At 40.9% G+C, this 20343-nt stretch carries 16 protein-coding genes; 7 read left to right on the forward strand and 9 right to left on the reverse strand.

What is annotated here, in order from left to right; all coding sequences use genetic code 11:
* Positions 1 to 248: 248 nt before the first annotated feature.
* Positions 249 to 1886 (forward strand): ATP-binding protein, encoded by a 1638-nt coding sequence (locus H6G69_RS04520; RefSeq protein ID WP_190682255.1) that lies wholly within the window; start codon positions 249 to 251, stop codon positions 1884 to 1886.
* Here the strand turns inward: H6G69_RS04520 and H6G69_RS04525 are convergent.
* On the reverse strand, positions 1883 to 3595 hold the full coding sequence (locus tag H6G69_RS04525) for an iron uptake porin (protein ID WP_242071975.1): 1713 nt from the start codon (positions 3593 to 3595) through the stop codon (positions 1883 to 1885). The genes H6G69_RS04520 and H6G69_RS04525 overlap by 4 nt on opposite strands.
* A 178-nt stretch (positions 3596 to 3773) precedes the next feature.
* Between H6G69_RS04525 and H6G69_RS04530 the strand changes: the two genes are divergently transcribed.
* A complete protein-coding gene (locus H6G69_RS04530; protein ID WP_190682258.1) occupies positions 3774 to 6098 on the forward strand; it encodes a hypothetical protein in 2325 nt (774 codons plus the stop codon).
* A gap of 118 nt (positions 6099 to 6216) precedes the next feature.
* Here H6G69_RS04530 and H6G69_RS04535 read toward each other — a convergent pair whose 3' ends face one another.
* Positions 6217 to 6411 (reverse strand): hypothetical protein, encoded by a 195-nt coding sequence (locus H6G69_RS04535; protein ID WP_190682261.1) that lies wholly within the window; start codon positions 6409 to 6411, stop codon positions 6217 to 6219.
* 351 nt (positions 6412 to 6762) lie between these two features.
* Between H6G69_RS04535 and thrC the strand changes: the two genes are divergently transcribed.
* Entirely contained in the window at positions 6763 to 7854 is a 1092-nt protein-coding gene (gene thrC, locus H6G69_RS04540) for a threonine synthase (RefSeq protein ID WP_190682943.1), read from the forward strand.
* 133 nt (positions 7855 to 7987) lie between these two features.
* On the opposite strand, the gene H6G69_RS04545 is transcribed toward thrC, so the two are convergent.
* Positions 7988 to 8446 carry a hypothetical protein gene (locus H6G69_RS04545; protein WP_190682264.1) on the reverse strand — a complete coding sequence of 153 codons (459 nt, stop codon included), beginning with the start codon at positions 8444 to 8446 and terminating at the stop codon, positions 7988 to 7990.
* Positions 8447 to 8592: 146 nt separating this feature from the next.
* The gene (locus H6G69_RS04550) at positions 8593 to 11094 is read right to left on the reverse strand and encodes an FG-GAP repeat protein (protein WP_190682267.1); all 2502 of its coding nucleotides are present in this window, start codon (positions 11092 to 11094) and stop codon (positions 8593 to 8595) included.
* A 480-nt stretch (positions 11095 to 11574) separates the two neighbouring features.
* Here H6G69_RS04550 and H6G69_RS04555 point away from each other — a divergent pair, with 480 nt between their 5' ends.
* From H6G69_RS04555 to H6G69_RS04565, 3 genes are all read left to right on the forward strand, one after another.
* Positions 11575 to 12489: a YihY/virulence factor BrkB family protein gene (locus H6G69_RS04555; RefSeq protein WP_190682270.1), complete on the forward strand. Its 915-nt coding sequence runs from the start codon at positions 11575 to 11577 to the stop codon at positions 12487 to 12489.
* An 85-nt stretch (positions 12490 to 12574) separates the two neighbouring features.
* Positions 12575 to 13081 carry a DUF4112 domain-containing protein gene (locus H6G69_RS04560; RefSeq protein ID WP_190682273.1) on the forward strand — a complete coding sequence of 169 codons (507 nt, stop codon included), beginning with the start codon at positions 12575 to 12577 and terminating at the stop codon, positions 13079 to 13081.
* A 19-nt stretch (positions 13082 to 13100) separates the two neighbouring features.
* On the forward strand, positions 13101 to 14033 hold the full coding sequence (locus H6G69_RS04565; RefSeq protein WP_190682276.1) for an alpha/beta fold hydrolase: 933 nt from the start codon (positions 13101 to 13103) through the stop codon (positions 14031 to 14033).
* 728 nt (positions 14034 to 14761) lie between these two features.
* On the opposite strand, the gene H6G69_RS04570 is transcribed toward H6G69_RS04565, so the two are convergent.
* The 3 genes from H6G69_RS04570 to H6G69_RS04580 all read right to left on the reverse strand — a co-directional run bounded on the left by H6G69_RS04570 (position 14762) and on the right by H6G69_RS04580 (position 17557).
* The gene (locus tag H6G69_RS04570) at positions 14762 to 15385 is read right to left on the reverse strand and encodes a hypothetical protein (RefSeq protein ID WP_190682279.1); all 624 of its coding nucleotides are present in this window, start codon (positions 15383 to 15385) and stop codon (positions 14762 to 14764) included.
* A 284-nt stretch (positions 15386 to 15669) separates the two neighbouring features.
* A complete protein-coding gene (locus H6G69_RS04575) occupies positions 15670 to 16791 on the reverse strand; it encodes a D-alanine--D-alanine ligase family protein (RefSeq protein WP_190682282.1) in 1122 nt (373 codons plus the stop codon).
* Positions 16792 to 16936: 145 nt separating this feature from the next.
* A complete protein-coding gene (locus tag H6G69_RS04580) occupies positions 16937 to 17557 on the reverse strand; it encodes a Uma2 family endonuclease (RefSeq protein WP_190682285.1) in 621 nt (206 codons plus the stop codon).
* Between the two features lie 189 nt (positions 17558 to 17746).
* Here H6G69_RS04580 and H6G69_RS04585 point away from each other — a divergent pair, with 189 nt between their 5' ends.
* On the forward strand, positions 17747 to 18598 hold the full coding sequence (locus tag H6G69_RS04585) for a lysophospholipid acyltransferase family protein (protein ID WP_190682288.1): 852 nt from the start codon (positions 17747 to 17749) through the stop codon (positions 18596 to 18598).
* A gap of 40 nt (positions 18599 to 18638) precedes the next feature.
* Here H6G69_RS04585 and H6G69_RS04590 read toward each other — a convergent pair whose 3' ends face one another.
* The gene (locus tag H6G69_RS04590; RefSeq protein ID WP_190682291.1) at positions 18639 to 19085 is read right to left on the reverse strand and encodes a thioesterase family protein; all 447 of its coding nucleotides are present in this window, start codon (positions 19083 to 19085) and stop codon (positions 18639 to 18641) included.
* A gap of 177 nt (positions 19086 to 19262) precedes the next feature.
* Positions 19263 to 20327, reverse strand: a complete 1065-nt coding sequence (locus H6G69_RS04595) for a T3SS effector HopA1 family protein (RefSeq protein ID WP_190682294.1) — start codon at positions 20325 to 20327, stop codon at positions 19263 to 19265.
* Positions 20328 to 20343: the final 16 nt, after the last annotated feature.

Below are 20343 nucleotides of genomic sequence, written 5' to 3' on the forward strand. Positions count from 1 at the left end.
CGAAAATCAGTAAGACACTTAGCATCAGTGTAGATTAAATAACAATCAAAAATCGCCAATTGTTGATTAATTTAGAGTCTTTAAGAGCGATTACTATCTTGAAGCTAGGAGAGACGTGGATATTAATTCAATTTACCTTTCTTCATATAGTTTGTTTTTCCACCGACTTAATTAGTCAAAGATAAATTGATAGTTATAATCCAAGCATTACAGTACACAATTACTTAGTGTGCTTTCAGCAAAAGAGCATGACAAGAGCAAAGGAAACCAAATCTACCTCACAAATAGAAATTGGTTCACGTCAATTAAGTATAAAATCTAACTTAAATACTTTCAGCAGGCGTACACTGGCTTTGAAGTGGCACTTGGTGTTGCTGGTTGCAGGTACTTTACTGCCTGTTGTCCTTTTTGCTGTTGCAGTTGTACATCAACTCTCGCTGAACGAGCGTGGAGAATCAGAACGTCGCTTGGCTCTAGCCGCCCGCAATCTCACGCAAGAAGTAGAGCGCGAAGTAGCCATTACAACCAGAACATTACAAGCACTGGCGGCATCTAACAAAATCGACCAAAATGACTTACAAGGCTTTTATCACGAAGCTAAGCGTACGGTGCAGACGCAGCCAACTTGGTTGAGTGCGATTCTCTTAACTCCAGACGAACAACAAGTCTTGAATACTAGTCGTCCCTTCGGTACTGCCTTACCCTCAGCAAATGAGCCAGAAAGTGTGCGGCTTGTAGTGCAAACACACCAACCGACAGTGGGGTATCTCGCATTATCGCGTCTCAAGCACCAATGGGCGTTCCCGGTGCGCGTACCAGTCATGCGTAATGGCAAGTTGCGGTACGTGCTTACGGCTATTATCACCTCAGACGCGATCGCATCTATTGAACGTAACGCCAAAGCCCAGTCACAATTGGTAAATGACCTCTTGGATACATCGCGGATTATAGTGGGCAAACTGCGCCTCGAAGCAAAACCACTAAATTTAGCCACTGTGATTATGAGTGCGATCGATGCCATCCGTCACGCAGCTGAAGCGAAAAATATTGATTTACAGCTACAACTAGCTAACGTTGAACCTGTGTTAGGAGACCAAAATCGGCTTCAGCAAGTAGTGTGGAATCTTCTGTCGAATGCGGTGAAATTTACCCCTGAGGGTGGAAGGATTGCTGTAGAACTTCAGCAAACTAATTCAATGGCTGAGATTATTGTCAGCGACACTGGTATAGGTATCAAACCAGAATTCTTACCATATGTCTTCGATCGCTTCCGCCAAGCAGACGGCTCAACTACCAGAGAATTTGGCGGTTTAGGACTGGGTTTGGCAATTGTCCGTCACTTAGTCGAATTGCATGGTGGCACAGTGCAAGCTGATAGCAAAGGTATCGCTCAAGGGTCAACTTTCACAATTAAACTTCCCCTCATCACTCGCCAACAAAGCAGTGATTCATTCTTACAATCTGTGGATGGTCAGCTTTCACTAGGCAAAAGCCTTGACAAACTCCAAGATATGCGGGTGTTAGTAGTAGATGACGAACCAGACGCGCGCGACCTCCTCTCAGCCGTACTCATCCAACAAGGGGCCGAAGTGCGTACCTGTGCTTCAGCTGCCGAAGCAATTCAAGCAGTCTTCACCTGGAAACCCACTGCTATTCTCTGCGATATCGGGATGCCCCAGGAAGACGGCTACGATTTTATCCGCAAAGTCAGAGAACAGGAAATGGAAATAGGTAGTCATATTCCGGCTGTTGCAGTTACAGCCTTTGCCAGGGAAGAAGACAAAATCAAAGCGATCGCTTGTGGCTACGAAATGCACATTCCCAAACCCCTAGAACCCACACAATTAGTTGCTGTAGTCGCCAGCCTGGCCCATCTTTCACCCTAAAAGGCAAAAGTACTGCGAAGAATACCAATAGTAATCGGGTCGCTGTCTGGTGTATGTCCTGGTTCGATGATATGAATGATCCCAGGAGTGATACTAATGTTGTCTGTTACCCGAAAACGATAAAAAGCTTCGATTTGCGTAGTTGTGCCTGGTTGTCCGCCAGAACGTCCTAAACCTGTATTGATAAAGTCGGGAACATTATTCCCCACAGGTAAACTGCTACTAGTGATTTTTGGAGGTTGCCCAACATAAATCCCGCCCAAATTTCCCTTAGCAAACAAATCAGGAAAATTGAGAAATACCATGTAATTCGTCGTTTCCACATGGCCCGATTGCCCGGGAATATTTGATTTAGTGTAGCCACCCCACGCACCTAAAGTTACACGGGGCGAAATTTGCCAATTGACAGTAGCTCCATAAGCGTTGGTTTGTAAGGGGGCTGACTTACCAATACTTGGATTATTTGCTGTCAAACACTCATCACCCACAAAAGTTAGCAAACAACCATCAGAAGCATAATTATTGACATAATACAAACTCAAATCCACCGTATCAATCGGTGTTAATAGCAACTGCACGGCTGTTGTGGTATTGCCATCAAATAAACCATTGCGTTGAGTTGGATTTCCGGGAGTGTAACTAGTATACAAAGCTTGCAAGCTGGCACGTTTGGCAAATTGCCAATCTAAAGCAATGCCACCATGACCAAAACCTGTATTTAAAATCGGGTTTCTTTGGGCAAACAATGATAACGGGCCTGTGGCGGCACTTTCCACTCTGTTAGGGCCACGGAAAGCATTACTCATGTTTACGCCTTCTGTTCCCACCATTAAGGCTAATTTGTCAGTAATTAACCAGCGATAATTCAGGTCGGTGATGGTTAATTTATTATTTGTAGGATATTCGTAGCTTAGTCCCACATCATTGCTTAATCTAGGCTTACTGCTACCATCCGCAGCCAACAATCCTGTAAATAAGAAACTTCTCGGAGTCAATTGGCTAGTTAAACCCAGATAGGAAAAAGTGACAATATTTGTGTTAATACCAGGATCATCTGTATCTTTGATGCCATCTCTTGGCTTAACATCAGCACGGTTAGAAGTCCGCCCTTGAATCCCGACAATTAACAGCCCATTCAGTTTGGTTGTCGGCGAAAATTGGTTAGCTTGGAGTTCAGCGTTGCGGGCTTCTAAATTATCGACTCGCCCCCGCAAAGTTGCTAACTCGCTGCCATATTCGGTTTGCAAACGTTGAATAGTGGCTAAATCTTCCCGGGTGACTAATTCTGCGGTTGAAGATGCAATGATTTCGTTGATTCTGTCTAAGCAGGCATTCATCCCTGCGGCAAATTCATATCTGCTAACAGCGCGATCGCCACGAAATTGATTATTCGGATAACCAGCAATGCAGTTATAGCGTTCTACTAGAGATTGTAATGCCGCAAACGCCCAATCTGTCGGTTGCACATCGTTGAGTTGTGAAACCGATGTGACTTGAGCCATCGGTTCAGTATTTTCTTGTACAGAATTCTCTGCTAATGATGTAACAGATTTATCTTGATAATTTGTAATTAAATTTTTACTTTCTGCGGCTTCGTTACTAGTGTAATCTTGAGCCAGAGCTTTTTCTGATACACTATTGAATCCGGCAACCAAGAAAGATATCAACAGCCAGAATCTAAAATTATTATGAATAAATATAGCTTTCAAGGTATTATGCTCTCTACACCACACTGAAGCTTGAGTGTAAGCAAAATTATCAATTTTGACATGAGAATTTTTACCGACTTTGTACTAGATGAGACAAAATCAAGCCTAGTCATTCCGGGAAAGCGCGAGTATAAAAGAAAAAATAATCCCGAATTTAGTAAATTAATTCAGAAGCAATATGGCACATCGCTCGCGCAAGCTATCGCCAAAATTCTTTAGACGTACTCAAGCTTCCCCAGAAGTCGAAGCTAACCCATCAGAGGCACAAAAGGGAGCTTTGCTATCATCAACAGTAGCGATCGCTGTATTAACTACCAGTGCTGGGTTAATTTTGGTTTTTACTTGGATTAGTACCTTATTTATCTTTAATCCAGAAAAAATTAGCTGGATGAACAGGTTTTTACCAGAATGGGCGCAAATACCTTTTGGTTATAGTGAACATCCCCACACCTTGGCAGAAATCGAAACTAGCTTACAGCAACAACAACAAACATCCGGGACGAATTTACCTTTAAATCAGGGCGAAAACTCATTTTTATTACCGATTTTTCAGCAACGGGCTAATTGTCAGTCAGACTGTCAAGAACTAGTTGCACTCCGGGTGTATCAATTAGCAACAGACACAGAGTTTCAATCAAAATCAGAAAAATACTATCGTTTGGCTACGCAACTATCCATCGCTGGGATCGAAAAATCGTTGATTGATAAAACTGCAGAAAACGACGAAACCACGACTTTTTTGCCTCTTACCCAAGTGCAACGCTTTGAAGGTGAGACACCAGCCAAGGGTGCTTGGTTTAATTTGCGGGGTCAATATAAACTGGGCAAAACTACAATTTCCTACGGTCAAATTTTCTACTACAATCCAGATCGCAGTAACCTCCAACAACTCTTAACTTGGAAGACTGCAAACGCTCAATTGCCTAAATGGCAAGAAGTTACAGGTGGTAGTGGTCAGGAATTAGTCATTAACCAAACAGTGGGTTTAGAACCGCAGTTACAAATTTACCAAGTCAAACCTACAAATTTATATCTCAACCCAATTCAGTTAGAAAAAATTAGTCTCAAAACACCAGCCATTCAAGATAAGACGTACCAAAATGCGTTAAAAGTTGCCCGTAGTGGTTTATGGACAACAGCTTTAGAATCTTTACAATCAATCCAAAAACAACGCAAAGTCGCTTTCCCACCCACAGCCCAAGCTCAACTCGATTTGATTGGTTTATACTCTCAAATCACCAAAGCACAAGCCGATAAAACTTGGGCGAGTCCCAGCGAACAAGTTATGGCAGACTTGATTGATGGTCGTTGGAGCAAGGCTTTAAAAGTATTTAAAGCATCATCGCAAAATATCCAAGAAATTTCTACTCTACTAAAAGCCGATAAAGGCAAGCTGTGGAATCGTACAGTCGCCACATTACAAGTTAACCCCGAACAACCAGAGGTGCTAGCCTGGGGGGCATTGATATTAGCTGTACAACAGGGAGAAGACAGTGCGAACGCTTGGCTGAAAAAACAACCAAAAATGACAGAAGAAACTCTGGATGAGATTCAAAGTTTAATCAAACGGCTGAATGCTGAGATTGCAAAATCTTACATCCCAGCTAATCATCCCAGCAAAATTGTAGGTGTAGCACAAGTCATCTCTCAAGTTAAACCCCAGCAATGGCTATTGGCAGATGCGTCATCTGACCTGAAACTCACGGAAAATCAAGTTTGGTATCGCATCACAGTCAGGGCATTTCAAGATGGTAAACGTTGGTTGAATTATCCGTTTGAGGATGTACACTCACAAAAAAAAGACCCAAGCAAATTTTTGTGGGCTAGTTTGGGGATTAATGTTGACTCTACTATTGGAATAATTGCCCGCCTACCCAACGGAGAACAAAAAAGAACGACTGCGACTATCAAAGGTGTACAGTTTCAAAATGGTGATTTGCAGTTGTTGGCAGCTGGTGAAGCAATACCAGAAAGTCAAAATAATAATTCTGGCTCACGCCCATTAGCTTTAACCAAGGAAGCTTTAGAATGGGTGGAACCTTCCCCGATTACTGTAGCAGAACTGGCGCGGCACAATCCTCAAGGCGTGAAGACTTTGTTACCAATTCTCTGGCGTTATTTGCAACAGTCGGGAGATGTCACACCAGATGAAGTACCTGATTTTTCTCAATTACAAGAAAAGTTAGCTGACTGGCCTGTGCAAACCATCGACTTAACCAACAACAACAAGCCTGAGACTGTATTAACTATCTCAGCTGAAGCGATCGCTACCCTAAAAGATACCCTATCTGACAAGTCACAGAATCAACAACAGCAGCGCCCCCGGACGTTAATTGTGTCTGATAGCGGTAAAGTTATTTATACAGATTTTCAAAATAATAGCCCACATGCATTAGTGGCGATCGCTAAATTAGCCCATGAAAAATCTTTGACTTTGCTCGTAGAAAGTGAGCAAAGTTACAATCTCCAGCGTTGGTCAGATAAAAATCAACGCTTTGAGTAAGTTGCCTAAAATCAGAGGCTCTATAGCAATCCTTGTGGGAGTTCTGGGTGCTGCTTTGATTGGCAGTTTAGCTAGTTAAATGGGATTGCTATAAATTCTGGCGCTCGCCTCAATCAGATTAAATTTCTGCTTCTGATTCAGGTTCAGCTAGTTTTTGCTCTTTTAAATTTTGTAATTGCTCTAACAGAGAGTCAATCTCTGCTTGGAGATTTTTAAACTTTGCTTGCTGATCTGCTTGATAAAAAGATTTATTTAAGTCACTAACCAAGGTAGCTTGGGATTTTCTTTCGGAAACTGTAGATAAAGTAGACATCGCTTATTAAATAGATACACAACTCAACTCACACCAATATTAAATATTATAGTAATGTTGGTTTAAGGATTGTTAAATGATTGTATAGTTTTCATCAAATCCTCTAATACTTTTCTGGTTTTGTGATAAGTGACAACAATCAACCTAGTTTTGTTCCCTACTCAAAGTGCTGCGTGCTGAGTATGGTAAACTAACATTCTGCATAAATATACAATCATCAATAAAACACTTAGACTAAAAGAGGTTATTTTCTTTTAGTATCCAAAATCTACAATATGGCAGCAGAGGGCAAAAATTTGCTTTCTGAAGCTTCCGAATTTGCAAATCTTTAGCGAAAACCTGTTAAATCCTGTGACTGTGAGCTTGTCTGTTGCTAAATCTGATCGCCAATCTTGGCCCGGACTGATAGAAGCCTATCGTGAGTACTTACCTGTCAGCGAAAAAACGCCCGTTGTGACTCTCTTAGAGGGTAATACACCCTTGATTCCGGCGCCTGCGATCGCCCAGCGCATTGGCAGACAAGTAAGCGTGTTTGTCAAATATGACGGTCTTAACCCCACCGGTAGCTTCAAAGACCGGGGAATGACTATGGCGATTTCCAAAGCCAAGGAAGCTGGGGCAAAGGCAGTAATTTGTGCTAGTACAGGAAACACCTCAGCGGCCGCTGCCGCTTACGCGCGACGCGGCGGGATGAAGGCTTTTGTATTGATTCCTGATGGTTATGTCGCTCTTGGTAAATTAGCCCAAGCTTTGGTGTATGGGGCGGAAGTGCTAGCCATTAAAGGGAATTTCGACCAAGCCCTAGAAATTGTGCGCGAGATGGCAGAAAGCTATCCGGTAACTTTGGTGAACTCGGTCAATCCCTACCGCTTAGAAGGGCAAAAAACAGGAGCTTTTGAGGTAGTTGATGCCTTAGGTAATGCCCCAGATTGGCTATGTATCCCTGTAGGAAATGCAGGCAATATCTCAGCATATTGGATGGGATTTTGTCAATATCATCAAGCCGGAAAATGCGATCGCCTACCGCAAATGATGGGATTTCAAGCCGCAGGGGCAGCACCTTTAGTTCACGGTCAACCAGTAGCCCATCCTGATACTATCGCCACAGCGATTCGCATCGGCAACCCAGCAAGTTGGGACAAAGCGATCGCCGCTCAATCTGCCAGCCAAGGCAGTTTCCATGCTGTCACCGATGAAGAAATTTTAGAGGCTTATCGGCTGTTGGCATCCTCAGAAGGAGTTTTCTGTGAACCAGCCAGTGCGGCTTCTGTAGCAGGCTTGTTAAAAGTCAAAGACCAAGTACCAACAGGCGCAACAGTGGTTTGTGTCCTGACAGGTAATGGACTCAAAGACCCAGACACAGCAATTAAGCACAATCACAGCCAATTTAAACAAGGCATTCCCGCAGACCTAAAAGCCGTAGCTGAGGCGATGGGATTTTAAGAAGTGTGAAGTGTGAAGTATGAAGTATGAAATGTGCTGATTCATGGGATGAATTTTGTGGCACGTAAAGAATCAAATTTTGAAGCGACAGGTTTTAACTTTCAGACTTCAGACTTCATAATTCAGACTTTTTTCAGACTTCAGACTTCTCCGCCCTTTCCCGTGCCAAGCTGTCGATCGCATCGCCTAAAGCAGTGGTTAGGCTTTTACGCGTTTGGGCGTGATTTTCTTGTTCAGTTTTAAAAGCTTGCAAGAGGCGATCGCGTTCTTTGGTAACAGTAATGAGTTTCGCCTGCAATTCCTCCACAGCTTGAATTTGTTTAACTTCTGCTTGAATCGCAGCTGTAGCTTTACCATCAGCAAGTATTGATGTATCGATACCTTGCAGTTTGTGAATTTCTGTTTTCAGAGATGCGATCGTCTGTTGGAAAAGATGTGCGTCTGTGCGGCGTTGTTCGGCTTCTGTATTGTAAAGTTTGCGCCATTTTTCCGCACTTTCCCACGCAGAATTTAGGTCAAGCTGCTTTTGTGCCAATTGTCGTTTAAGTGCTTGAATTTCTTCTAACCACTGTTGTGTCAAATCTTGAGCCATAGATGCTTACCTGTTTTATTGATGAAGACTTGGTAGATGAAATTATAGACAAGGGATAGGCATAAGATACCCATCCCATAGAACTATTAACAGAGTTACTCAAGATTTATCTGCTCTAGAGTCAGAAATTTAACCTCCTGCCTTCTTTAAGCTTGCACTACAAAACTTGATGCAGTCAGAGTAGGAGAACCAGTAAGTTCTGCAAATAGACCGCCATCACCAAATCCCGGCAAAATGCCATTAGCGTTGTAGAATAACCGACCGTTAATAGAATCGTAAATAATTGCGGCTTGGCTAGTTCCTTGAAGTAACGGTTGTTGATTAGTACCGCGACCAATACTAACAAAATCAATAGCATTAAGCTGATTACCAGGTGCAGTTGTGAGAGCAGTAAAGGTAGTTTTGTCTAGCACAATTTTGTCGCCTTGATGACGACGAAAATCAACGATAGTATCTACACCCAAGTCGGCACGGTTAAAAGGTTTATCGCTGTTAAATACAAAGCGATCGCTACCACTACCGCCAATCAAGCTGTCATATCCAGCACCACCGTTGAGAGTATCATTACCAGCACCACCAACGAGAACGTCATTGCCACCCTCGCCGTTAAGAGTATCGTTTCCACCTCTGCCAAACAGGATATTTCGACTAGCGTTACCAGTCAAAATATCATCTTTAGAAGTGCCTGTGTATACATACTTATGAACAAAACTCACAGTAGTAATAGCAACTTGACTAGTATTGGTATGGGCTTGTCCGTCATCGACAACAAACTCAATATTCCGGCTGCTTAGGTTAGGAGAAGCCGCACTATTGTTATAAGTAATTGTCTTTAAAACTTGCTGGTAATTTGCTACTGTATCTTGACCGCTTAAAGTTAAAATACCTTTGCTAGCATCGTAGCTAGCAGTAATTCCTGTACCAGTTGTGTTAGCAGTCAGGCTTTCGGCTAGACCATCGTAGAGATTGGTAATTTTAATAGTGGCTTGCTGGAGAGTGGCAGTATTTTTATCACTCAGACTCAGTTTGGCAGTATCGACAACTTTTATCGCTGAACTATTAAAAGTAGCGGTGTGATTAATTCCGGCATTAGTACCATTGAGGTCAAGAATAGGAGCAACATTTCCGTAAATAACGTAGCTTTGTCCAGCATTAGTAATACCATTGGGAGAAGCTAAATAAGCCCCAATAATTACGTCATCAATTCCATCGTGGTTGATGTCTCCAGCTTTGCTAACAGAAACACCAGAAAAATCACCCGCAGCAATGCCATTGATGGCGAAACCATTACTACCATTCAATTCTGAGAGGTTTAGATAACCTTTACTCGCTACATTTGTGCCACCAAAGACCACATAGCTTTGCCCAGCATACGATTTGCCACCAGGAGAAGCTCTAAGCGCGCCGATAACCAAGTCCTGATAGCCATCACCGTTAATATCTCCAGCACTGGTAACTGATAAACCTGAACCATCATCAGCAGCAACACCGTTGATGACAAAGCCATTAGTCCCATTGAGTTCAGAAAGGTTGAGGCGACCGCCAGCCCCTACGTTTGTGCCGCCAAACACTACATAACTTTGCCCAGCCGCAGAATTTCCATCAGGATCAGCTCCATCTGCGCCAATAATCAGGTCGTCATAACCATCACCGTTAAAGTCTCCTGCACTACTAACTGATCTACCAGAGAAGTCACCTGTAGCAATGCCATTGATCACAAAGCCGTTGCTACCATTGAGGGTGGAAAGAGCAACACTACCGCTACTACCTATATTGGCATTGCCAAATACTACATAGCTTTGCCCCGCACTAGAGTTGCCATTGGGATCAGCCAGGAATGCTGACACAATTAAGTCATCTATCCCATCACCGTTGATGTCGCCTGCATGACTAGCAGAAACACCTAAAAAATCAGCAGCATTCAATCCGTTGATGGTAAAGCCATTCTTACCATTCAATTGAGCCAAGTTAATTGTGCCACTACTACCTACATTTTTGCCGCCAAATACCACATAGCTTTGTCCCGCAAATTGTCTACCATTAGCAGTGGCATAATCAGCACCAATAACTAGGTCATTATAGCCATCGTTATTGATATCTCCCGCATCTCTCACAGAAATACCTGAATCATCACCTTGATTGATGCCATTAATGACAAAACCATTAGTGCCGTTTAGGTTAGCGAGGTTAAAAGTACCATTACTCCCTACATTTGTGCCACCAAAAACTACATAGCTTTGCCCCGCACGTTTTTTACCGCCAGGACTAGCATAGTTAGCCCCAATAATTAGGTCAGCAATACCATCGCCGTTGATATCTCTCGCCTTGCTGACTGCATTACCTGAGTAGTCAAACGGAGATTTGCCATTAATAACGAAACCATTAGTACCGTTGAGGCTAGCGAGGTTAAAAGTGCCGTTAACACCGATATTCTTGCTACCAAATATTACATAACTCTGTCCGGCATCAGTTGTGCCATCAGTACCATCAGCAAAATTAGCTCCGATAATTAGATCATCAATGCCATCGTTATTAATATCTCCAGCATTACTAACAGAAACACCCGTGTAACCAATCGTTTGCGTACCGTTGATAGTAAAGCCGTTAGTACCGTTTAAATCAAAGAGATTAAATGTTGAATTAGGCATAATTTAGGTTTTTGTTTAACAAAAATAAAAACAATGTGACCGCGATCACTTAATAGTAATAACCGAGATCACTTCACACTAATAAATGACTTATCAGGTAAAACAACAGTTAATAACCATATATAAATCACTACTTTATGAATAACAAAAATCATGGTTATTCATAAGTAGTAATTGTCTGCAGATTTAAAAAATTTAAATATTGCAAAATAAATTTAAAGCTGTAAACAGCAGCATGGATAAGATTTAGAGCTAAATGAAAGAAGAGAAATTTTTAATTTTATTTATGAAGAATAGAACAAGATTTTGTGAACTTACTTAATTAATAAAAATATGAAATTATCTAAATCTTTTAATTATTGTGACAATATTTCTGTATTTCTGGTGAATGCTGCCATTAAAAAACTAAAAAGATAGATGCGATCGCTGTGTATATCTGGCAGATTATGGGATGATACTCAGTAGAAATCACGAGAAATCATGGTTCAGCCTCGTTTTGTCCGCTTCTTTCGTCATCTCAATTGGCGCACACTCAAAAAAACTTTAGCGCGGACAATTGAACGCCGACTTTTGGGACTGGCTGCTGAGATTGCCTTTAATGCAATGTTGTCTTTATTTCCGGCAATTCTGGCGGTATTAACAGCTATTGGCTTATTGGCAGAGTCTTTACAAGATACGTTTAGACAGCTAGCAGCGTTATTAAGCCAAGTTATACCAGATGAAGCGATGATTTTGATTCGAGATTTTACTACCAGAGAAATTGCCCATTCTAAAAACAGTAGTTTGTTTTCTGTGAGTTTTGCGATCGCTATTTGGACTGCTTCTGGTGCAGTCAGTACAGCCATGACTGCTTTCGATCAAATTCATAAAATTCCGCCAGAGAAAATACGCCCTTTTTGGAAAGCCAGACTGATATCTTTAGGCTTAACAATCGGCACGATTTTACTTTTAATGTTGGCTTCTTTTTTTGTTTTTGTCAGCGATTTAGTATTACGAATAGTTGTATACCAACACAATTCTTTAATTTTTTTATTACATCTTTGGTTATTGTTACGCTGGCCTGTAACTTTAGGTATTGTTGCTGCTACTTTTAGTTTTATTTATCGCTACGGCCCTAGTGTATGGAATTCAGGCACACCAATTATGCCAGGGGCAATTTTAGCGGCTATTTTCTGGGCAATACTTTCGGCGCTGTTTCGGCTGTATGTCGCCAACTTTGGTAATTACAATAAAGTTTATGGTACTGTCGGGACTTTTATAGTTTTAATGCTGTGGCTATGGATGAGTGCTGCGGTTTTACTTATCGGCGACCAGATGAACGTGATTGTTGGTGAAGATATGCGCAATTCTCAGATAAAAGCTCCCCAGCCGGAAACAGAACGAAATTTTGATTAAACTAAATATTAAGACAAACTCTTGTCAAATTGCTCCACAGCAGTAAAATATTGAACGGTTCAACCAAAAAGAAGCGATCGCTTTCATGCCTGATTCTTACCCACAGTTTTCTCATATTGAGCCTGATGCTAAAGCACTGACCTTAAGGCGACTGCGCCAACTGAGTAGAGTGCTGGACAAAGCCATCACTATTCCTGGTACAGAATTTAGTGTGGGTTTAGATCCCATCATAGGGCTTTTACCTGTTGGTGGTGATGTTTTAGGATTAATATTTTCCGCCTATATTATTTTAGAAGCTGCAAGATTAAACACCCCTAAAGCTACTTTAGGCAGAATGATTTTAAATATAATTATTGATAGCTTAGTTGGGAGTTTACCTGTAGCTGGAGACTTGTTTGATTTTGCGTGGAAAGCTAATGAATATAACATTAAGCTGTTAGAAGAACACTTAAAAAGCCCCCGCAGTACTCAAAAAGCAGATACGTGGTTTGTCGTATTCGTTTTATTTAGTCTATTATTAATAGGCATAGTTTTAATTACAATACCAGTAATATTAATTAGCGCATTGTGGCGAATATTGACTGGGGCTTAGAGATTGAAATATTAAAAGCATGAAAGATTGGTGGCAAGCGACTTTTCCTCAAGGGCGGCAAAGTTTAATTATTACTGATGCTCAAGGATATCCTGTACAAATTGCTTATGGAGAAAAAGGTACAGGTAAGCCTTTAATTTTGTTACACGGGATGGGTAGTTGGAGCTATAACTGGCGTTATAGTGTTGACCCTCTATCTAAATATTTTCGGGTTATTTGTTTTGATGCTAAAGGGTTTGGCTTTTCTGAAAAACCCTGTTATCGACGGGAACATGATGGTCATCAAGTAATAGAATTAGAACGGATTATTCAAGAATTATGTGATGAACCTGCTGTCGTTGTCGCCGAGTCTTTAGGGGGATTAGTTGCCTTAGCTTTGGCAGAAGAAAGGCCAGATTTAATTGCGCGATTAATAGTAGTTAATGTACCTATTTTTGCGGAACGTCTGCCCCATTGGGCTATGTCAGTATTGGCGCATACACCAATAGAGTTATTACAAGCAATAGACTCTTTACGATTGCCATATTTAGTTGCACCCATAGTTAGAGAAATTATGGCAATTGAAAGACGCAGAGTCTTGTTTGACCCATCAATTTTATCGTCAGAAGATGTTTATTGGATAACTTATCCTTTTGTAGAAATGCCGGGAACTTTAGTAAAAGTTGCTGAAGATTTACAACTAGCGGCCAAGGAAATTGAAAATCTACAAGCAAATCAACCAAATATGCTGAGTAGGATTCAAAGCAAGCTAACTGATATTGAATGTCCCACATTAATTTTATGGGGCGATAAAGATAGTTGGTTCCCTGCTAGTCATGGAGAAAAACTGCATCAATGTATTGCTCATTCTAAGTTTCAAATTTTGTCTGACTGTTATCATGATGCTTCTACTGGTTCGGCGCAAGTCATCAATGCGGCTATTGTAGAGTTTTTGCAGGAAACAAATTTTTAGGTAGGGAAGAGTAAATCAGAAAATGATGAACTTTTATCTATCACCTGTTATATATCGTCTGCTAGCTTCGATAAGCTCATCCATTTAGGAAAAGCAAGAATTAAATCTTGATGGACAATCTTCGGAACAATTATCTGCAATGATGACTCAAAACTTGGGTTGTCAGCATTTAAAGTGTATTAATCCCTATTAAAATCGTGATTTTTTTATCAGTTAGGGATCTAGGCATTTCAAAAATAAAAAGAGAGTGGGAGTAGGCATACCAAACGCCTAATTCTCCCACTCAACATTCGCTGCTGTAGCGTACAGGAATATGTACAGACACTACCCTTTATTTAGGGGGGCTAAGTGTAAGAAAACGGTAACGTCTATACAATTTACATTTTCCTATTGCAGCAAATGTCAAGCCTGATAAATTAATAAATCTGTCTCAGATGATGACTCTGAAATTTTATCCTTAATGTATATATTCAATAGTTGAAAATACATTTTAGGTAGTTAACAAGGTAATGTAGCTGCTTGGTAGACCCTGATAACAAAACCCTTGAAGTCGTTTATCTTTGATAAATTTAGCTTGGTTTCTCTAAGCTATGTTGCCATTTTGGCAGGTTTTCTAGGAGGTATAAATATTGTAATAACTTGGCTAATACAGCTATGTGTGATTACAAATTAATCAGGGTACAGAATCCTGTACCCTGAGAGTTAATGGTTATGATGTGATAATTACATTAGTATTTTTGTAAAAGTGTTGATAAAGAATGTTCTTTGCGAATATCCATTAACTCTGCTAGCGATTCTTTTCCTTTATCTAAACGATATTGTTGTGCTGGTGGCAAAACCGCCACGAGAGATTTAGTTTTAGTTTGGTTGAGTGGTTGTAGTGATGCCATCGCTGGCAAAGGCTTAGATGTTTGTACCTCCCATCTTGGTTGAGAGATGGGTTTTAAAGATTGTTGAGTGACGCGTTTGAGAACTTTGTAACGCTGTTGAGGACGGTTAAACAGCCGAAATATTACATAACAGCCACTACCACAACTGAGTGCGATCGCCATCACCATCCAGAACGGTGTAGGATTGCTACGTTCAGTTATTACTGGTTCTTCTACTATCACAGGCAGTGGTTCTGATTGTGCCTGTTCTACGCCACCAACATGACTAAGGCTGTAATATGCCACAGTCGCTGTACCAAGCATTGCAGTAAATAATCCCACTAACAACAGCCAAGGTTGCTGTGTTAGTAGATAAATCACAATATTTGAGCGACCTTTGGAACCCAATTGACTTTTCGTCGGTTCTGGTTTGGGTTCTATCAGTTGGGTTGGCTCATGGTTTACACTTTGACTTTTTTCCACGATCGCTTTCCAGTTAGTACCCTTCTCGTCCCATGATTGTACTTGAGGAGTTACTTATCCAGTATCCGTAGCCAGATTTTGGTATAAAGTAGCTTTTTTGTAAACCTGAAGCGATAAAATTCTCACTTTTTCGCTCAAATCAGTACTTTTAGCCAATTTGTGAGTCAGGCAGATAAAGAATTCATGATCCAAAATCACTATAGTTATTTCTGCCTAGGGACACAGTTAGAGGTTAGGGGTTAGAGGCTAGAGACTGGGTATTTAGCCGATGTCATAGGTAAGTGTTATATTTCTTGCTTTTGCCCAACCGGAGAATGTCTTTCTAAAGCTAGTTGTATCAATCTATCGACTAATTTTGTAAAGGGTACGCCGCTATCAGCCCAAAGTTGGGGATACATACTCGTAGCTGTAAAACCGGGTAATGTATTAATTTCATTAATTAATATTTCGCCTGTGGCTTCCACGTAGAAAAAATCAACTCTAGCTAATCCGGCTGCATCCACTGCCGCAAAAGCTTGTAAAGCCATATCTTGAATTTGACGGCTGATATTCTCGGGAAGCGGTGCAGGAATTAATAAATCGGCTCGACCTTCGGTATATTTAGTTTCGTAATCATAAAAATCGCTGTCAAAGGTAATTTCACCGACAACAGAAGCTTGTGGTTGGTCGTTACCTAATACGGCACATTCTACTTCTCTGGCGACAACTCCCGCCTCAACAATAATTCTGCGATCGTAACTGGCGGCTTGGTCAAGGGCAGTTTCTAATTCAGAACGCGATCGCACTTTAGCAATACCTACTGATGAACCTAAGTTAGCAGGTTTGACAAAACAGGGATAGCCCAATGTCGCTTCTATTTCATCGCACAGCTTGGGAAATACACAAGGATTTGACCAAACTTGCGCTCTGGTTAACGCCTTATATTTAACTTGAGGTAATCCAGCTTGGTCAAATGCCATTTTCATAGCGATTTTGTCCATCCCTAACGCTGAACCTAACACCCCAGAACCCACAAAAGGAACTTGCATTAACGTCAATAACCCTTGAATTGTGCCGTCTTCTCCGTTGGGGCCGTGGAGAATGGGAAACCAAACATCCACTTCTGCAACTTGGGAAGGAGATTGCCAACGGCCGAGGGTTTGGCTTTGGGCGTTTGTTAGTTGATTATGTTCGGGGCTTGCCGAGTCTGGCGATTCTAGTAAGGGTTGACCGGAAACTAGCACTTTTTGTGGTGCTTCTCCTGCTAACCAGCGACCATCTTTTTGAATATAAAAAGGCAAAATTTCGTACTTACTAGCATTTTGGTCTGCACTTAACGCTTTTGCGATCGCCCTTGCCGAACTAATCGAGACTTCATGTTCTCCAGAACGTCCGCCAAACAGCAATCCCACCCTGAGCTTAGTCATTTTCAGTACCTTTATACTCTCATCGCAGATAGCGTATCACAACCTGCTGAATATGAAGAGTGCTGAATTGAAAGTGCTGGGTGCTGAGTTAAAAGACCGCCCAGGGGCGGAGTATTTACCATAGTGCTGAATATAAATTTCCCCGCTACACCAAACCAGCATGGAAAATTTGGGTTGGGGTAAGATTCAAGTCAGGAAAAGTTTGGGAGATAATGGAATCGCTATCTCGAAACTTGTTGATTTGATATTCTCCATCCACTAAATTACAGACACAGATTGTTGGTTGTTTGGGATTACCGATAAAATTGCGTCCGCCCAACGCTGCATAGTCTATAATCCAGTATTCGGGAATACCCATCTCTTCGTAATCAGCATATTTTAAGTGGTAATCATCCCGCCAGTTAGTTGAGACAACTTCAATAATTAATGGTATTGATGCGCCTAAACTGACAATAGATTCTTTTTTCCATAATTTTTCATTTGCCAGATTGGCACGATTTAGCACCAACACATCGGGAAAATAACCAGAATCTTTCTCCAGAGGTCTAACTATAGCTTGATTAGGGACAATGTAGGGGAAGTTTAATCGGTCAATTGCAGCACTCAGCTTGATTGTCAAAAAACCTTTAACTTCCTCATGGTCTCCTACTGGTTGCGCCATTTCAATAATATTTCCATTATGTAGTTCGTAGCGTACCCCAGGATTTTCGGGCAGCCAATCAACGAATTCCTCAAAGTTTACTAGCTTGGGTACGGCTTGAGTCATAGATGATAGAAATTACTGCTTTGGAGATATTATCTCTAATCTAGAAGCTGCGGAAAGCGTTTCCAGCAGTATGTAGCAACATCTGAATCATTCATAATTGAATGATGATCTGCGTAAAACTGACCTTACTGGTTCTGCCACATCAAAAAGCCCTAGTCAGACTTTTATAAATACTGTTAATATTTTTTCATGTTACAAAAGCAACATACATTGGACAAAAAACTCGGTTGGTCTTTAGATGAGCGAGACCCAAACTTTATCAAATCTATAATGCCCCTATTGGGCTTTTTCTATCATTATTATTTTCGGGTGCAAACTAGTGGTTGGCATCACATCCAACCTGATCAAAAAGTCCTGTTTGTTGGTTCTCATAATGGTGGACTGTCTGCGCCTGATATGTTGATGATGATGTACGACTGGTTTCAACGCTTCGGTGTGGAACAACCTGTTTATGGTTTGATGCATCCTAGAGTATGGGAAGTTGTTCCGCCACTGGCTCAACTAGTTGCCAAGACGGGTGCAATCATGGCTCATCCTAAGATGGCTTACACTGCGTTACGTTCTGGGGCAAGTGTTTTGGTATACCCAGGCGGAGCCGAAGATGTATTTCGACCCCATTCTTTAAGAAATAAAATTTATTTTGCCGGGCGGCAAGGTTTTATCAAGTTGGCACTGCGAGAAAATGTGCCGATTGTGCCTGTAATTTCCACAGGGGCGCATGATACATTAATTGTTTTGGCAGATATTTACAAAAATGTGCATCGACTCCATGAGTTAGGAATGCCTTGGTTGTTGAATATCGATCCGGTAGTATTTCCAATTTATTTAGGTTGGCCTTGGGGATTAGCGATTGGCCCGTTGCCTAATATTCCCTTCCCGGTAACTATTCACACACAAGTTTGCCCACCAATTGTTTTTGAACGTTACGGTAGAGAAGCCGCAAGCGATCGCGCTTATGTTGATCAATGCTACAACATAGTTGTGAGTAAGATGCAGTTTGAGTTAGACCAATTAGTCGAAAAAAGCCAAAGTGAAGAGTAAAAAATACTACTTAATTTTTCCTCTCAAATCCCCAATTAACTTACATTGCCTCACGCGATTTTCTTCTCTCTGCGCCCTCTGCGTCTCTGCGGTTCGCTGCCAACCACTGTGAAATTTCCGGAGTTAATTCTTGCTTAATTCTACTTTTCACATCAATACAAACATGGCGAGTAATTGCCTTAGCAACTAGTACATCAGCAATCAAAATTTCATAAGCAATCTCAAACTTATCAACCCCTAATTTTTGAGGAATTAAATTAATACTTAATTCATCTCCACAAAACATAGGACGAAAAAAATCAACATTAGCGTGAACAATAGGAAAAGCCACTAAAGGATGAGTGAAAAAATCCTTAAGATCAATTCCTGAAACTGCAATAGACGCTTCATAAGCTTCATGACAAATACTCAAAACTTTAGCAAAAAAAACTACACCTGCCGCATCAGTGTCAGCAAAGTGAACGGTACGGTTATAGGTAAAAGGCATATTTTTTAAATGAAAAATTAAAAAACAAAATAGCAGGCTTATAGCCTGCCATCCAAAATCATATTACTGTAAATATAAAAGTTACAGAAGTTACATAAATTAATCAAAAATTAACCACTCCAGACGCAAAGAACACAGAGTAATCAAAGTTGAAGAAAGTTTTTACGTAATTCCTACTTAATTTAAGGGGTAGTAAATATCGTCAGAACTAGGATTTAAATAAGGACGTTGCAAGTCAACTGAGTTCATTTCAAAGTGTTTTTCAATAGATTTCATCCGCTCCTCAATTGCATCCTTACCTTTTTGCCAAACTTCTAACAAAGCATGAGCAACAATTTGACAACGGTTCATCCCGAAACTTTCTTGTGCAGCAAATTTTTGGATGGGTTCTTCAGCTAAACTCAAACCTGGAGCTAAAAACTTGGTGAATAAGGGAATTTCTGGCTGAAAATCAGCTTGAAATTCTGCATATACAGCCTGAAGAATTTGATGAATTGCTGGGTAATCTTCCCGCTCAAAATAAAGTATTCCTGAGTCGTAACGTCCGTAAGCACAAGGATTATATAGCACTTGAAAAGTAAACGGCAGAGTGGCTTTGTTGAGTTGCTGCGTGAGGGTATCCATAAGTGCGATCGCCCCTGTTGCCGTAATATTAAAATAAATCCGCCCTATCCCCAAATCTGTATCTAGGGTTTGTTGTTCTTGTCCCACATCACTCACCGCCACATAACAACCATTTTGCAGATGATTTTTTGGCATCCAAATTGCAACGGAATCACCAGGTTTAGCAGATTTACTATTAGGTTTAAGATGGCAATCTGGCTCAACATATAATGTTAAACCACCTTTAGTTACAGCCATACTCCCATCAGGTTCTTGACGTAAAACTTGCCAACTAGAGTCAAAATATCCTTTACCGTGGTTGTGAGTGTGTAGCTGTTCGTAAAATTCCCAATCAATTCCTAAATTTTGATTTCCTAAGCCATGAGATGTTTCTGTATTGACAGCTAAAGTGCTTTGTAAAGACCCATTGTAATAAATACCATAAAGGAAATTACGCAGTAACAAAGTAAGATATTTCTGTTTTAAAACAGGAGAATTCTGCTGAAATCTGTCTGCTACATTGGCAGGTAGAGCAAACGGTTGGTAATGAGGATGGTGAATTGAAAAGTTAGATTCAATCTGGATATTACTAGCAATATCAACGAGAGAATTTAACAGTTGGTTGGTAGAGTTTGGCATGAAACAAGTATGAAGT

It is taken from the genome of Nostoc sp. FACHB-110 (assembly GCF_014697425.1).
Taxonomy (GTDB): domain Bacteria; phylum Cyanobacteriota; class Cyanobacteriia; order Cyanobacteriales; family Nostocaceae; genus Nostoc_B.

Excerpts from the sequence above, each read along its gene's own strand:
- H6G69_RS04520 (WP_190682255.1), top strand. The coding sequence starts at position 249 with ATGACAAGAGCAAAGGAAACCAAATCTACCTCACAAATAGAAATTGGT.
- H6G69_RS04530 (WP_190682258.1), top strand. The coding sequence starts at position 3,774 with ATGGCACATCGCTCGCGCAAGCTATCGCCAAAATTCTTTAGACGTACT.
- H6G69_RS04535 (WP_190682261.1), bottom strand. The coding sequence starts at position 6,411 with ATGTCTACTTTATCTACAGTTTCCGAAAGAAAATCCCAAGCTACCTTG.
- H6G69_RS04545 (WP_190682264.1), bottom strand. The coding sequence starts at position 8,446 with ATGGCTCAAGATTTGACACAACAGTGGTTAGAAGAAATTCAAGCACTT.
- H6G69_RS04550 (WP_190682267.1), bottom strand. The coding sequence starts at position 11,094 with ATGCCTAATTCAACATTTAATCTCTTTGATTTAAACGGTACTAACGGC.
- H6G69_RS04555 (WP_190682270.1), top strand. The coding sequence starts at position 11,575 with ATGGTTCAGCCTCGTTTTGTCCGCTTCTTTCGTCATCTCAATTGGCGC.
- H6G69_RS04560 (WP_190682273.1), top strand. The coding sequence starts at position 12,575 with ATGCCTGATTCTTACCCACAGTTTTCTCATATTGAGCCTGATGCTAAA.
- H6G69_RS04565 (WP_190682276.1), top strand. The coding sequence starts at position 13,101 with ATGAAAGATTGGTGGCAAGCGACTTTTCCTCAAGGGCGGCAAAGTTTA.
- H6G69_RS04575 (WP_190682282.1), bottom strand. The coding sequence starts at position 16,791 with ATGACTAAGCTCAGGGTGGGATTGCTGTTTGGCGGACGTTCTGGAGAA.
- H6G69_RS04580 (WP_190682285.1), bottom strand. The coding sequence starts at position 17,557 with ATGACTCAAGCCGTACCCAAGCTAGTAAACTTTGAGGAATTCGTTGAT.
- H6G69_RS04585 (WP_190682288.1), top strand. The coding sequence starts at position 17,747 with ATGTTACAAAAGCAACATACATTGGACAAAAAACTCGGTTGGTCTTTA.
- H6G69_RS04590 (WP_190682291.1), bottom strand. The coding sequence starts at position 19,085 with ATGCCTTTTACCTATAACCGTACCGTTCACTTTGCTGACACTGATGCG.
- H6G69_RS04595 (WP_190682294.1), bottom strand. The coding sequence starts at position 20,327 with ATGCCAAACTCTACCAACCAACTGTTAAATTCTCTCGTTGATATTGCT.